Annotated in this window: 15 protein-coding genes and 1 pseudogene; 4 read left to right on the forward strand and 12 right to left on the reverse strand. The window is 52.7% G+C overall.

Annotated features, from left to right (window positions below):
* From AB7E14_RS12330 to yfcF, 3 genes and pseudogenes are all read right to left on the reverse strand, one after another.
* Positions 1-106: pseudogene (locus tag AB7E14_RS12330) on the reverse strand (NUDIX hydrolase YfcD); the annotation flags it as partial.
* 56 nt (positions 107-162) lie between these two features.
* The gene (gene yfcE / locus AB7E14_RS12335; protein WP_043000010.1) at positions 163-714 is read right to left on the reverse strand and encodes a phosphodiesterase; all 552 of its coding nucleotides are present in this window, start codon (positions 712-714) and stop codon (positions 163-165) included.
* Positions 715-769: 55 nt separating this feature from the next.
* A complete protein-coding gene (gene yfcF, locus AB7E14_RS12340) occupies positions 770-1,414 on the reverse strand; it encodes a glutathione transferase (protein ID WP_043000009.1) in 645 nt (214 codons plus the stop codon).
* Between the two features lie 138 nt (positions 1,415-1,552).
* Between yfcF and yfcG the strand changes: the two genes are divergently transcribed.
* The 4 genes from yfcG to AB7E14_RS12360 all read left to right on the forward strand — a co-directional run bounded on the left by yfcG (position 1,553) and on the right by AB7E14_RS12360 (position 4,104).
* Complete coding sequence (yfcG, locus tag AB7E14_RS12345; RefSeq protein ID WP_316962470.1) at positions 1,553-2,188, forward strand: GSH-dependent disulfide bond oxidoreductase; 636 nt, start codon at positions 1,553-1,555, stop codon at positions 2,186-2,188.
* Between the two features lie 66 nt (positions 2,189-2,254).
* On the forward strand, positions 2,255-2,617 hold the full coding sequence (folX, locus tag AB7E14_RS12350) for a dihydroneopterin triphosphate 2'-epimerase (protein ID WP_044326795.1): 363 nt from the start codon (positions 2,255-2,257) through the stop codon (positions 2,615-2,617).
* Between the two features lie 20 nt (positions 2,618-2,637).
* Complete coding sequence (locus AB7E14_RS12355; RefSeq protein WP_044326796.1) at positions 2,638-3,531, forward strand: TIGR01777 family oxidoreductase; 894 nt, start codon at positions 2,638-2,640, stop codon at positions 3,529-3,531.
* Between the two features lie 69 nt (positions 3,532-3,600).
* Complete coding sequence (locus AB7E14_RS12360; RefSeq protein WP_043000005.1) at positions 3,601-4,104, forward strand: GNAT family N-acetyltransferase; 504 nt, start codon at positions 3,601-3,603, stop codon at positions 4,102-4,104.
* A 29-nt stretch (positions 4,105-4,133) separates the two neighbouring features.
* On the opposite strand, the gene AB7E14_RS12365 is transcribed toward AB7E14_RS12360, so the two are convergent.
* From AB7E14_RS12365 to AB7E14_RS12405, 9 genes are all read right to left on the reverse strand, one after another.
* A complete protein-coding gene (locus AB7E14_RS12365; protein WP_394804281.1) occupies positions 4,134-5,033 on the reverse strand; it encodes an Rpn family recombination-promoting nuclease/putative transposase in 900 nt (299 codons plus the stop codon).
* 207 nt (positions 5,034-5,240) lie between these two features.
* Complete coding sequence (gene hisP, locus AB7E14_RS12370) at positions 5,241-6,014, reverse strand: histidine ABC transporter ATP-binding protein HisP (RefSeq protein ID WP_043001873.1); 774 nt, start codon at positions 6,012-6,014, stop codon at positions 5,241-5,243.
* Positions 6,015-6,027: 13 nt separating this feature from the next.
* Positions 6,028-6,735 (reverse strand): histidine ABC transporter permease HisM, encoded by a 708-nt coding sequence (hisM, locus tag AB7E14_RS12375; protein WP_043000004.1) that lies wholly within the window; start codon positions 6,733-6,735, stop codon positions 6,028-6,030.
* Positions 6,732-7,418 carry a histidine ABC transporter permease HisQ gene (locus AB7E14_RS12380; protein WP_043000003.1) on the reverse strand — a complete coding sequence of 229 codons (687 nt, stop codon included), beginning with the start codon at positions 7,416-7,418 and terminating at the stop codon, positions 6,732-6,734. Before AB7E14_RS12380 ends, hisM begins: the two co-directional genes overlap by 4 nt.
* A gap of 187 nt (positions 7,419-7,605) precedes the next feature.
* On the reverse strand, positions 7,606-8,388 hold the full coding sequence (hisJ, locus tag AB7E14_RS12385) for a histidine ABC transporter substrate-binding protein HisJ (RefSeq protein ID WP_044258497.1): 783 nt from the start codon (positions 8,386-8,388) through the stop codon (positions 7,606-7,608).
* Positions 8,389-8,634: 246 nt separating this feature from the next.
* The gene (argT, locus tag AB7E14_RS12390; RefSeq protein ID WP_043000001.1) at positions 8,635-9,417 is read right to left on the reverse strand and encodes a lysine/arginine/ornithine ABC transporter substrate-binding protein ArgT; all 783 of its coding nucleotides are present in this window, start codon (positions 9,415-9,417) and stop codon (positions 8,635-8,637) included.
* 288 nt (positions 9,418-9,705) lie between these two features.
* On the reverse strand, positions 9,706-10,275 hold the full coding sequence (locus AB7E14_RS12395) for a UbiX family flavin prenyltransferase (protein WP_043000000.1): 570 nt from the start codon (positions 10,273-10,275) through the stop codon (positions 9,706-9,708).
* Positions 10,276-10,371: 96 nt separating this feature from the next.
* Positions 10,372-11,889 carry an amidophosphoribosyltransferase gene (purF, locus tag AB7E14_RS12400; RefSeq protein ID WP_042999999.1) on the reverse strand — a complete coding sequence of 506 codons (1,518 nt, stop codon included), beginning with the start codon at positions 11,887-11,889 and terminating at the stop codon, positions 10,372-10,374.
* 34 nt (positions 11,890-11,923) lie between these two features.
* Positions 11,924-12,269 (reverse strand): CvpA family protein (locus tag AB7E14_RS12405; RefSeq protein ID WP_428169560.1); only part of this gene is annotated, 346 nt, incomplete at its 5' end.

The following is a 12,269-nucleotide window of genomic DNA, read 5'->3' on the forward strand; positions in this document are numbered from 1 at the left end:
GGCCCTGCGCTCGCATCTGTTCCCGGCTGGATTGAGCAATGACTTCGTTGTCTTCATTCGCAATATCCACCCATTCCGTACTTGCCAAACGACGCTGTTCCACCATCAGGAAACCTTCTTTTTCTGGCGCTCTTACGGCGCATTTACATATGTGGGGGTAAATTACGAATTAATCGCCACCTGCGCAATGATACTTTGATCATTGAGTGCGATAACGCTCAAAACATTATCGTCCAGCAGACCATAACTTGCCTGGTAGCCACCTTTCGGAATGCTTACTGAACCCGGGTTGAAGTGATAAATATCGCCTCTTTTTTCTGCCACCGGCAGATGCGTATGCCCGTATACCAGGACATCACCGGCCCGCAGTGCCGGCAGATTATCCGGCCCAAAGAGATGACCGTGAGTCAGAAACAGTCGCTGATTTTCCAGTAGCACCTGCTGCCAGGGCGCGGTTATTGGAATCTGCAGCAGCATTTGATCCACTTCACTATCACAATTTCCCCGCACCGCGACAATCTGCGACGCCTGTTCATTGAGCCGCTCAGCGACCTGAGCGGGTGCGTAGCCTTCGGGTAACGCATTTCGCGGCCCGTGGTTAAGGATATCGCCCAGTATCACCAGCCACTGCGCGCCGCTCTGTGAAAACAGGGTCAGCACGCGTTCTGTAGCAGGCAAGGACCCATGAATGTCGGATGCAAACATCAGTTTCATCACATGCTCCGTGTCATCAAAAACCGCATTATGATACTGGATTACAAACGTTTTATCAGCCTGAACGCTTCGCGGAAAGCGCAATATAACGCTGGACAGAGGCGCGTTGCCACTGAAATGCTGCATATTCCGCCAGTCGCTCCGGGACGTCGTCGCCGTTGAGAACCAGACGGTTGAGCATCAGGGCTAAATCAGTATCGGCCAGACACCATTCACCGAAAAGATTTGGCATGTCGTGTGCCAGCAGATTCCCCGCTATGGAGAACAGTTTGTCTGCGCTGATTTTCCCCGCCTCGCTCAGCGGTCCTTTTTTTATCCCACCGAAAACGACATCCGTCGGACGTTCTTCTCGAATGGGCAGTAAATCACTGCGCAGCCATGCCTGTATCTGTCGCGCACGCGCGCGTTTTTGCAGGTCGTGAGGATAGATTCGCTCCCAGGTGGGCGGCGAAAAGCGGTCTTCCAGGTATTCAGCAATCGCGGAGGACTCGCTCAACTCAAAACCATCAATGTCCAGCAACGGTACCCGACGCGTCAGTGCATACCCCTGCCAGCCGGGTTGTAGATGTTCGCCGCTGCCCAGGTCAATGGTTTTCAGGCTAAACGGCAGCCCCTTTTCCTGTAACGCGACATACGCAGAGAGTACATAAGGAGAAAAATAATTCGCGTCTGACCAAAGCGTGATAGTGGGTTTACTCATAGCATCCTCGTCGTTATTAGGCTTTTCTCCCAACATAGAGGGTCTTTCGCTCGCTGTCACCTGATGAAAACTCACACAGCACGACAGGCTTTCTATACTTGTGGTTGGCTTATCCGATAAACACGTTGTGGAGCAGAAATGATCGACCTCTATTACGCCCCGACACCCAATGGGCACAAGATTACCCTCTTCCTTGAGGAAGCCGCGCTGGACTACCGATTAATTAAAGTGGATATCAGTAAGGGTAATCAGTTTCGCCCCGATTTCCTCGCCATTTCACCCAACAATAAAATTCCCGCCATCGTCGATCATAACCCGCTCGATGGCGGCACATCGCTGAGCCTGTTTGAGTCCGGTGCCATTTTGCTCTATCTGGCGGAAAAGAGCGGCCTGTTGCTTAGCGGTGAATTACGCGAGCGCCATAGCACGCTGCAATGGCTGTTCTGGCAGGTGGGCGGGCTGGGCCCAATGCTTGGTCAAAACCACCATTTCAACCATTTTGCTCCACAGTCCATCCCCTACGCTATTGAGCGCTATCAGGTTGAAACACAACGGCTGTATAACGTTCTCAATAAACGGCTGGAGATGTCGCCGTGGCTGGGCGGCGAGCATTACAGCATTGCCGATATCGCCTGCTGGCCGTGGGTGAACGCCTGGCAGCGTCAGCGCGTCGACCTGGACATGTTTCCCGCCGTGAAGAATTGGTTTGAGCGCATTCGCAGTCGGCCCGCCACAGAACGCTCAATGATGCTGGCGCACCAGGATCCTGCGTGAGCAAAAGGATAACGCGACCGGGTTCTCGTGTATCATGCGAGAGTTCATACATGGAGGAGACCTGCAATGTCACATCATGACGCTATAATTCGTATAAAAAACCTTCGCTTACGCACTTTCATTGGCATCAAAGAGGAAGAGATCAATAACCGACAGGATATTGTCATCAACGTTGCGATTCACTATCCGGCGGACAAGGCTCGCGTCAGCGAAGATATCAATGATGCGTTGAATTACCGCACGATCACCAAAAATATCATCCTGCACATTGAGAACAATCGCTTCTCATTGTTAGAAAAATTAACCCAGGATGTGCTCGATATCGCACGCGAACACCACTGGGTCACTTATGCTGAAGTGGAAGTCGACAAACTACACGCGTTGCGTTATGCCGATTCCGTCTCCATGACGTTGAGCTGGCAGCGCTAACCGCCATCACGGGAGGCTGCATGAAGATACTGGTAACTGGAGGGACTGGCCTTATTGGAGGACACCTGGTCCCGCGCCTGCAGGAACTGGGTCATCAGGTGACCGTACTGACCCGCCACCGCGATACCGCCCGGGAAAAGCTCAATGACCGGGTGACACTGTGGGACACGCTGGAAGATAAGCAAAATCTCGACGGTTTTGACGCGGTGATTAACCTGGCCGGTGAGCCCATTGCTGACAAGCGCTGGACGACGGAGCAAAAAGATCGCTTGTGTCAGAGCCGCTGGCGCATCACCCAGAAACTGGCGGACCTCATTAATGCCAGTGAATCCCCGCCGTCAGTCCTGATTTCAGGTTCTGCCACAGGTTATTATGGCGATCTGGGCGAAGTGGTCGTCACTGAGGAAGAACCGCCGCATAACGAATTCACCCATAAACTTTGCGCACGCTGGGAGCAAATTGCCTGCGAAGCGCAAAGCGACAAAACGCGTGTTTGCCTGCTGCGTACCGGCGTGGTGCTGGCACCAAAGGGCGGTATCCTCGGCAAAATGGTTCCACCGTTTCGTCTGGGCCTCGGTGGCCCCATTGGCAACGGCCGCCAGTATCTGGCCTGGATCCACATTGATGATATGGTCAATGCGATTCTCTGGCTGCTGGATAACGACCTGCGTGGGCCGTTCAACATGGTCTCGCCCTATCCGGTACGCAATGAGCAGTTTGCTCATGCGCTGGGACATGCCCTGCAGCGGCCAGCCATTCTTCGCGTACCAGCCACCGTGATGCGCCTGCTGATGGGCGAATCATCGGTACTGGTGCTGGGTGGGCAACGCGCCCTGCCCAAACGACTGGAAGCCGCCGGATTTCCCTTCCGTTGGTATGACCTTGAAGAAGCGCTGGCGGATGTCGTTCGCTAACGTCTTCCCTGTTCACTCTCGCCGTTCCGGTGGTAAGGTAGTCTCACTGGCTCCCGGAATGGCGATTTTATGGCACGACTCACAACCGAACGACTGACGCTTTCCCCGTTTCAACCCACAGACTGGCCCTTTTTCCTCGCGCTTCGTGAAAATCCGGACATCATGCGTTTTATGGGCAACCTCTGCCCGGAACGCGAAACGCGTTTGCTGTTTGCGCGTCGTCTTACCTCAAAACACACCTTCGTGATCCGCCAGCATCACGATGCCACACCGCTGGGCGACATTGGCTTACAAATCAGCCATCATTTTCCGCAGGAAGCTGACATCGGTTATTGCGTTATTCCCGCCGTCCAGGGACGCGGTATCGCCAGTGAGGCCGTTCGTGCCGTCTGCGACTATGCCTTCCGCGAAGCTGGCGTGAAAGCCATCAACGCCTGGGTGCTTGCCGAGAACCGGGGTTCAGTCCGCCTGCTGGAAAAACTGGGATTTGTGCGTACGCAGGTGCTGGAGAAAGCGTTTGAGATCAACGGCATCCACTATGACGACTGGGGATACCGTCTGGAGATGGCGTGAGGTTAACCGTTCATCGACGCAAGAAAGTCTCAGGCGCGCGTAGCGGTAAGCTCGTCAACGGGAAGACCGGTTATCCTGGCGACGGTGTGGGCATCAATCCCATCTGCCAGCATCATACGTGCAATCCGCTGGGCTTCATCGCGTTTGCCCTGTTGAATCCCCTGATCTAACCCCTGCTGACGCAATCTGTCGGCGATAGTCATTAGTCTCTCCTTGTGGTGGGGTGAACGCTGGGCAACCTCGGCAAGAAACTCACTAAAATGCGCGGCGTCACCGGTTTGCATCATATAATTAAACAGCGTTTTCAACTGGCTGTCATTAGCGTAACCCTTAATCAACAGGGCAACTAATTGCTCCATCAAGCCCATTAAATCACGCTTGCGGATATGCTTTTGCATTAACTCCAGGAGCGCTATCCGTCGATGCTGCATAATGTCATCATCCGCCACAACCGTAATATCAACCAGAGGAAAGGCGGCGGTATAGAGTTGTCTTGCCGTAGAGGGATCGGCAAATTCATCCAGCCAACACAAGGAAAAGGGATAGGGCGTCACCACGCCGTGATAAAATAACATCGGGATCACCAATGGCAGTTTTTTATGTCCGGCATCGAGATGACGTTGCATTGCCCCCATGGCATAGCGCATCAGTCGGAATGCCATATGAGCATCGGGTGAACTTTGATGTTCAATCACCACATAGATAAAGCCCTCTCCTTCCGCCGTCTTTAACGACCAAAGAACATCGGAATAATACGCACGGAGATTCTCTTCAATAAAGCTACCTGACTCGAGTTTCAGCGAGTCCAGATCGCAAAGTTGCCGCAATGAAGCAGGCAGATGGAATTCCAGGAAATCTCTGGCAGTGTCCGGGTGGCACATGAACGTTTTAAACACCGCATCATGCGCTGTAACCTTAGCTGTTGTCATGGCCATACCATCATCCCTGTGAGTCGATGACATGACGTTACGCGCTTTGATCGTCTGCGACACCAACAGACATTGCGCTTTGCGGTGATGAATCCAGGGTAAATGCGCTGGTCTGCAATATTTTCAGGCCTTACGGAAAGTCACTCGCAAAAAAAGCCGGGAGGCTGTTGCCTTTCCCGGCTTACCTTAACGATACGCCTGAACCCGTTACTTCAGCGATCCTTTCAGGAACTGTTGCAGGCGTGGACTTTGGGGGTTACCGAAGAGTTGCTCTGGATTGCCTTCTTCTTCGATTTTCCCCTGATGCAAGAAAATCACGTGGCTGGAGACATGGCGGGCAAAGCCCATTTCGTGCGTCACCACCACCATCGTTTTCCCCTCTTCGGCCAGTTGCTGCATGATACGCAGCACCTCGCCGACCAGTTCAGGATCCAGCGCCGAGGTTGGTTCATCAAAGAGCAACACTTCCGGCTCCATCGCCAGGGCGCGCGCAATCGACACTCGCTGCTGCTGACCACCGGAAAGATGCACCGGGTATTTCCCCTGTGCACGCTCATCAATGCCGACTTTCGCCAGGTATTTGGTCGCCCGTTCACGGGCTTCCTGTTTGCTCAGACCCAACACCTGAATTGGTGCTTCCATGACGTTTTCCAGCACCGTCATGTGGCTCCACAGGTTAAAGTGCTGAAACACCATCGTCAGTCGGGTACGCAGTAAACGAAGCTGATTTTTATCCGCCACCTTAAGCTGACCGTCTTTGTCACGCACCAGGTTGATGTTCTGGCCGTTGACCACAATCGACCCTTCGCTCGGTTTTTCGAGGAAGTTTATGCAGCGCAAAAAAGTACTTTTCCCGGAGCCGGATGAGCCAATAATACTGATCACATCTCCGGCGTTGGCCTGCAGTGAAACCCCTTTCAGCACTTCGTGTTCGCCGTAGCGTTTGTGCAAATCGATAACGTTTAATTTATTCTCAGACATCGTGTTACCCGAATTATTTAGAGGAAACATGCTGCAACCAGCGCCTTTCCGCACGGCGGAACAGGCTTATCAGGACATACGATATGATTAAGTACAGCACGGCGGCAATACCGAAAGCGGTAAAGGGCTGGTAGGTCGCCGAGTTAATATCACGGGCGATTTTCAGCAGATCCGGAACCGTTGCCGTGAACGCCAGCGCCGTGGAGTGCAGCATTAAAATGACCTCGTTGCTGTACGCGGGTAACGCGATACGCAACGCCGAAGGCAAAATAATGCAACGATACATTTTGAATGAGGAGAAGCCATACGCGCGCGCGGCTTCAATTTCACCGTGCGGAACAGAGCGAATGGCCCCGGCAAAAATCTCTGTGGTATAGGCGCACGTGTTCAGCGTCAGCGCCAGAACGGTACAGTTCAGACCGCTGCGGAAGAAAGCGTTCAGAAAATCGGTGCCTTTGACTATCTCCAGCGTGTACATCCCTGAATAGAACACCAGTAGCTGAACGTACAATGGCGTCCCGCGAAAAATATAGGTAAACAGCCAGATGGGAAACTGGATGAATTTGTTGCTGGAAACACGACCAATGGCCAGAAAAACGGCCAGAATGCCGCCCATCACCACGGAGGAAATCAGCAGCCACAGCGTAATCGCCACCCCCGTAAACCGGTAGCCATCCGTCCACAACAGGGATTTCCAGTACTCCTGAATTATCTCAATCACAGGTCAGCCCTCTTCACACCGACGGAGTAACGGCGCTCAAGGAACAGCAGCACACCATTGGAAACCGTAGTAAATACCAGATAGATAAGCCCGCAGACGATGGCGAAATAGAATGGCTCCCAGGTGCTTTTTCCGGCCAGTTGCGTGGCTTTGACCACATCTTCCAGACCGAGCAGCGAAACCAGCGCCGTCGCTTTGAGGATCACCTGCCAGTTATTCCCAATCCCCGGCAGCGCGTAGCGCATCATTGCCGGAAACATAATACGGCGGAAAATTTGTGAAGAGGTAAAACCGAAAGCGGTAGCAGCTTCAATATGTCCTATTGGTACCGCCATAAAAGCGCCACGAAAGGTTTCTGTAAAATACGCGCCATAGATAAAGCCAAGCGTAATAATACCAGCGACCATCGGGTCGATATCAATCTGACTGATGCCTATCGCATCGGTTAACGTGTTGAGTGCTATCTGCAGGCCATAAAAAATCAGCAGCATCAGCACCAGATCCGGCACCCCGCGAATGAGGGTGGTATAAGCTTCGAAAATAAGCCCCGTCACCCGGTTTTGCGAGAGTTTAGCCCCCGCACCGACGAGGCCGATCAGAACGGCCAGCACCACGGAACTGAGAGCCAGTTCCAGCGTGACAATTGCGCCCTGTAAAATAACACCTGAAAACCCGTACAACATGCTGCCTGTCCTGTCGTGAGTGGCGAGTTAGAAGCCTCTTTTGACGTGATGGTGTACCTGTTATGCCGAATGGCGGCGTAGCCTTTCCCGGCCTACAGCAATCACCTGTAGGTCGGATAAGCGCAGTGCCATCAGGCATAAAACCGGTTCATCATCACGTCCTGGGCTTTATCTGCACCTGCGGGGATTAGCCGCCATAAACATCAAAATCAAAGTATTTCTTCGCCAGCTTCTCGTAAGTTCCGTCAGCGCGCATTTCTGCAAACGCTTTGTTCAGGGCTTCACGCAGTTCGTTATCCTCTTTGCGCAGACCCATGCCGGTCCCTACACCAAACAGTTTCTCGTCTTTCACAGACGGGCCGCCGAATTTGTAATCTTTGCCAACGGGTTGTTTCAGGAAGCCTTCGCTTGCGGCAACTTCGTCCTGGAATGCAGCATCAATACGCCCCGCAGTCAGGTCAGAGTAAATATTGTCCTGCCCCTGATACGACACAATCTCAATGCCTTTTGGCGCCCAGTGTTCGTTACCAAACGTCTCCTGAGTGGTGCCCTGCAGCACACCGACGCGTTTGCCTTTCAGCGACTCAACGGTCGGCTGAATGTCTGATGACTTGGCCACGACCAGACGCGAGTCAGCTGCATAAAGTTTGTCAGTGAAGGCGATTTCCTGCTGACGCTTTTCAGTGATCGAAAGCGAGGACATGATCGCGTCGATTTTCTTCGCTTTTAACGACGGTATCAGCGCATCCAGCGGGTTCTCAACGAAGGTACATTGCGTATTAATACGTTTGCACAGCTCTTTCGCCAGATCGATATCAAAACCCACCAATTCACCCTGCGCATTCTTCGACTCAAACGGGGCGTAGGTTGGATCGGTACCAATACGAACTTTTTGCGGAATGGCGGCAAAGGCTGCGGTAGCACTGGAGAAAGCCAGGACCAGAGAAAGAGATAACACCAGTTTTTTCATAACTATCCTCAACAGACTGTCTTTTATAGGGGATGTTTACAGGACCAGGTGCAGTTATCGTGCCATTAATCGGGTCGACAAGGCAAAACATTCTGCCCTGCCCCCGGTTTATTTTGCATGAAAAGCGCTTAAATATGCACTTCCGCTCTGTTCACCCGCAATAATTGCACCATAATGGTGCATTCAACCCGTCACGCACCGCTATGGCTAACCCAAACGGTGCAGTCAGGTCCCCGTATTCAGGTATCAGTCACCGTAGACGTTAAAGTCAAAATACTTTTTCGCCATCTTGTCGTAAGTGCCATCCTGACGCAGATCGGCCAGCGCCTTATCAAAGGCAGCTTTCAGTTCCGTATCGTCTTTACGTAAACCGACGCCTGTACCGTCGCCGAAGTACTTTTTATCCTTCACGGAAGGGCCGGCAAAAGCAAAGTCTTTGCCCGCAGGCTGTTTGAGGAAACCTTCACTGGCGGCAACTTCGTCCTGCAATGCCGCATCAAGACGGCCCGCCGTCAGGTCAGAGTAAATCAAATCCTGGTTTGCGTAGGCCACCACATCCACGCCTTTGCTACGCCAGGTGTCATTGGCATAGGCTTCCTGAGTGGAGCCTTGTAACACGCCAACGTGCTTACCTTTAAGCGCGTCAAGCGTTGGCTGAATCGGGGAGCCTTTCGCCGCGATCAGACGCGAATCCGCCGCGTACAGTTTGTCGGAGAAGGCAATTTCCTGCTGGCGCTTATCGGTTATGGAGAGCGAAGAGATAATGGCATCAATTTTCTTCGCTTTGAGCGACGGGATCAGTGCATCGAAATCACTGGCGACCCAGGTACATTTGACCTGCATACGCTTACACATCTCATTGCCCAAATCGATATCAAAGCCGATGAAGTCGCCTTTGGCATCTTTTGAAGAGAACGGAGCGTAGGTGGTATCCGTGCCAATGCGCACCGTTTGCGGCAGCGCTGCATAGCTGGATGCAGTAGCAGATAGACCAATCAGCAATGACAGAGCGAGAATTGACTTCTTCATACATAACCCTCAAGTGGAATGACTTTATTATGTTTTACGTTGTGTTGTGCGTTTGCAGGCTTTTTCATGCAGGTCTTATGCCATTTTCGCGCCGCTCGGGATATTCGACGTTAAATATGTTAATAAAACGTTGCAATATTGTCCTGATGTTGAAGATAGCAGGTCTGACGGATGAACCGCAGCGTTTCAGATGGATTTAGCGAATTAAATGTTGAGGATATGATCGCGGTTACAAAATTGCCCTGTTTCAGGGCAATTGATGCAAAAAGGCCCGCCGACGGGGCAATATTATGCTCCCTGCCAACGGGTAAAAAGGTCCTGCGGAAGGGCGATATCAAACTGATCGAGGACGCGATTAACTGTCTGATTTATCACATCATCCAGCGTCTGAGGACGATGATAAAACGCCGGAACCGGTGGCATAATGATCGCACCAATTTCCGCCGCCTGGGTCATTAAGCGCAAATGCCCCAGATGGAGCGGCGTTTCCCGAACGCACAGCACCAGTGGGCGGCGCTCTTTTAACACCACGTCTGCCGCGCGGGTCAACAGGCCATCGGTATAGCTATGGACAATGCCAGAAAGCGTTTTAATTGAGCACGGCAGAATAACCATTCCGGCGGTCTGAAAAGAGCCGGAGGAGATGCTGGCGGCAATATCGCGCGCATCGTGCGTCACGCTCGCGAGCGCCTGAACATCACGCAGCGATAAGTCAGTCTCGAGAGAAAGCGTCTGGCGGGCGGCCTGGCTCATGATCAGATGCGTTTCAACATCCGGTACATCGCGCAACACCTGGAGCAGCCGCACGCCGTAAATGGCGCCGCTGGCACCCGAAATACCAATAATGAGTCGCTTCATGATTTATCGCCCTGTCTGACTTCTGGGCTGACTTTGCAGGATTTTATGGGGAGTTGCAAGTCAGGGGGCGGGATTCGCCCCCTGGCAGGTCAGGGATTACCCTTCGTTGTGCATCTCGAGGTTTTCAACTTCGTTCTGCAACTGAACTGCTTTGGCATCGTCATTACGCAGGGAATCGAGAAAATCGAGATACTGCTGATCCACATCCTTCGTAACGTATACGCCGTTAAACACGGAACATTCAAACTGCTGGATATCCGGATTCTCGGTACGGACCGCGTCGATCAGATCGTCCAGATCCTGGAAGATAAGACCGTCTGCGCCGATGATCTGGCGAATCTCATCCACTTCACGACCATGCGCAATCAGTTCGTTTGCAGTAGGCATATCGATGCCGTACACGTTCGGGAAGCGAATCTCCGGTGCCGCAGAGGCCAGATAGACCTTTTTCGCCCCGGCTTCACGTGCCATTTCAATAATCTGCTCTGAGGTGGTGCCGCGCACAATGGAGTCATCCACCAGCAGGACATTTTTATCACGGAACTCCGCGCGGTTGGCGTTCAGTTTACGGCGTACGGACTTACGGCGCAGCTGCTGTCCCGGCATGATAAAGGTACGGCCAACGTAGCGGTTTTTCACAAACCCCTGACGGTACGGCTTGCCGAGAATACGCGCAATTTCCAGCGCGATATCGCAGGAGGTTTCTGGAATCGGGATGACCACGTCGATATCCAGATCTTCCCACTCACGAGCAATTTTTTCGCCAAGCTTGGTACCCATGTTCACACGGGCGCTGTAAACGGAAATCTTGTCGATGAAGGAATCCGGACGCGCGAAGTAAACATACTCGAACAGGCACGGATTGCTGACCGGGTTTTCGGCACACTGACGGGTGAATAGCTGCCCTTTCTCCGTGATATAAACCGCTTCGCCCGACGCAACGTCACGCAGGAATTCAAAGCCCAGGGTATCCAGCGCGACGCTTTCAGACGCCACCATATATTCGGTGCGACCGTCGCCGACATCACGTTTACCCAACACCAGCGGACGGATACCGTTCGGGTCACGGAAGGCAACCATACCGTGACCAATAATCATCGCCACACAGGCATACGCGCCGCGGATCTGTCGGTTGGTCGCGGCAATCGCGGCAAAAATGTTGTCTGCTTCCAACGGGTAGTGACGGAAGTTATCCAGTTCACTGGCGAAGATATTGAGCAGGATCTCAGAATCTGAGGTGGTATTGATGTGACGGCGCTTCTCTTCAAACAGCTTTTTACGCAGTTCGTGGGCATTGGTCAGGTTGCCATTGTGGGCAAGCGTGATGCCATACGGGGAGTTGACGTAGAAAGGTTGAGCTTCAGAGGCGCTGGAGCTGCCAGCCGTTGGATAACGCACATGACCGATGCCCATGTTGCCCTGCATACGCTGCATGTGGCGAGCTTCAAAAACATCACTCACCAGACCGTTTGCCTTACGCAAACGGAAGCAGTTATTTGCATCGATGGTGATAATGCCAGCGGCATCCTGACCACGATGCTGAAGCACTGTTAAGGCGTCATAAATCGACTGGTTAACCGGCATAACACCGGCGATACCGACAATACCGCACATACGTCTTTTTCCTCGTTAAGCTACAACCCAACGCTTATGCTCTGGGCAAGAAACTTGACGAGCTTTGCAGATAGTCAAAGAACCATCTGATGATGAAACTGAACTCCGGGATCAGCCGTGACTTACTCCAGTCCTCACCTTTCGACAGGCCGGTAAAGGTGTCGAGAAAGAACAGAATAGCAGCCACAATCAACACGCCGCGCAGAGCCCCGAAACAGACCCCCAGAACCCGGTCGGTACCTGACAGACCGGTTTTCTCAACCAGTTGCCCTACCACGTAGTTCACAATGGCGCCGACGATCAGCGTCGCGATAAACAGCACCGCGATGGCAATCCCGTTTCGAACCAGTTCGTCTTCAAAGCCCGAAAACCAGACAGAC

It is taken from the genome of Citrobacter sp., from assembly GCF_050252275.1.
In the GTDB taxonomy this organism is placed as follows: Bacteria; Pseudomonadota; Gammaproteobacteria; order Enterobacterales; family Enterobacteriaceae; genus Citrobacter_A; species Citrobacter_A amalonaticus.

Coding starts and splice junctions, on each gene's coding strand:
- hisJ (WP_044258497.1), bottom strand. CDS start 8,388: ATGAAAAAACTGGTGTTATCTCTTTCTCTGGTCCTGGCTTTCTCCAGT.
- AB7E14_RS12355 (WP_044326796.1), top strand. CDS start 2,638: ATGAAGATACTGGTAACTGGAGGGACTGGCCTTATTGGAGGACACCTG.
- AB7E14_RS12360 (WP_043000005.1), top strand. CDS start 3,601: ATGGCACGACTCACAACCGAACGACTGACGCTTTCCCCGTTTCAACCC.
- argT (WP_043000001.1), bottom strand. CDS start 9,417: ATGAAGAAGTCAATTCTCGCTCTGTCATTGCTGATTGGTCTATCTGCT.
- yfcG (WP_316962470.1), top strand. CDS start 1,553: ATGATCGACCTCTATTACGCCCCGACACCCAATGGGCACAAGATTACC.
- AB7E14_RS12365 (WP_394804281.1), bottom strand. CDS start 5,033: ATGACAACAGCTAAGGTTACAGCGCATGATGCGGTGTTTAAAACGTTC.
- AB7E14_RS12380 (WP_043000003.1), bottom strand. CDS start 7,418: ATGTTGTACGGGTTTTCAGGTGTTATTTTACAGGGCGCAATTGTCACG.
- purF (WP_042999999.1), bottom strand. CDS start 11,889: ATGTGCGGTATTGTCGGTATCGCCGGTGTTATGCCGGTTAACCAGTCG.
- yfcE (WP_043000010.1), bottom strand. CDS start 714: ATGAAACTGATGTTTGCATCCGACATTCATGGGTCCTTGCCTGCTACA.
- AB7E14_RS12395 (WP_043000000.1), bottom strand. CDS start 10,275: ATGAAGCGACTCATTATTGGTATTTCGGGTGCCAGCGGCGCCATTTAC.
- yfcF (WP_043000009.1), bottom strand. CDS start 1,414: ATGAGTAAACCCACTATCACGCTTTGGTCAGACGCGAATTATTTTTCT.
- folX (WP_044326795.1), top strand. CDS start 2,255: ATGTCACATCATGACGCTATAATTCGTATAAAAAACCTTCGCTTACGC.
- hisP (WP_043001873.1), bottom strand. CDS start 6,014: ATGTCTGAGAATAAATTAAACGTTATCGATTTGCACAAACGCTACGGC.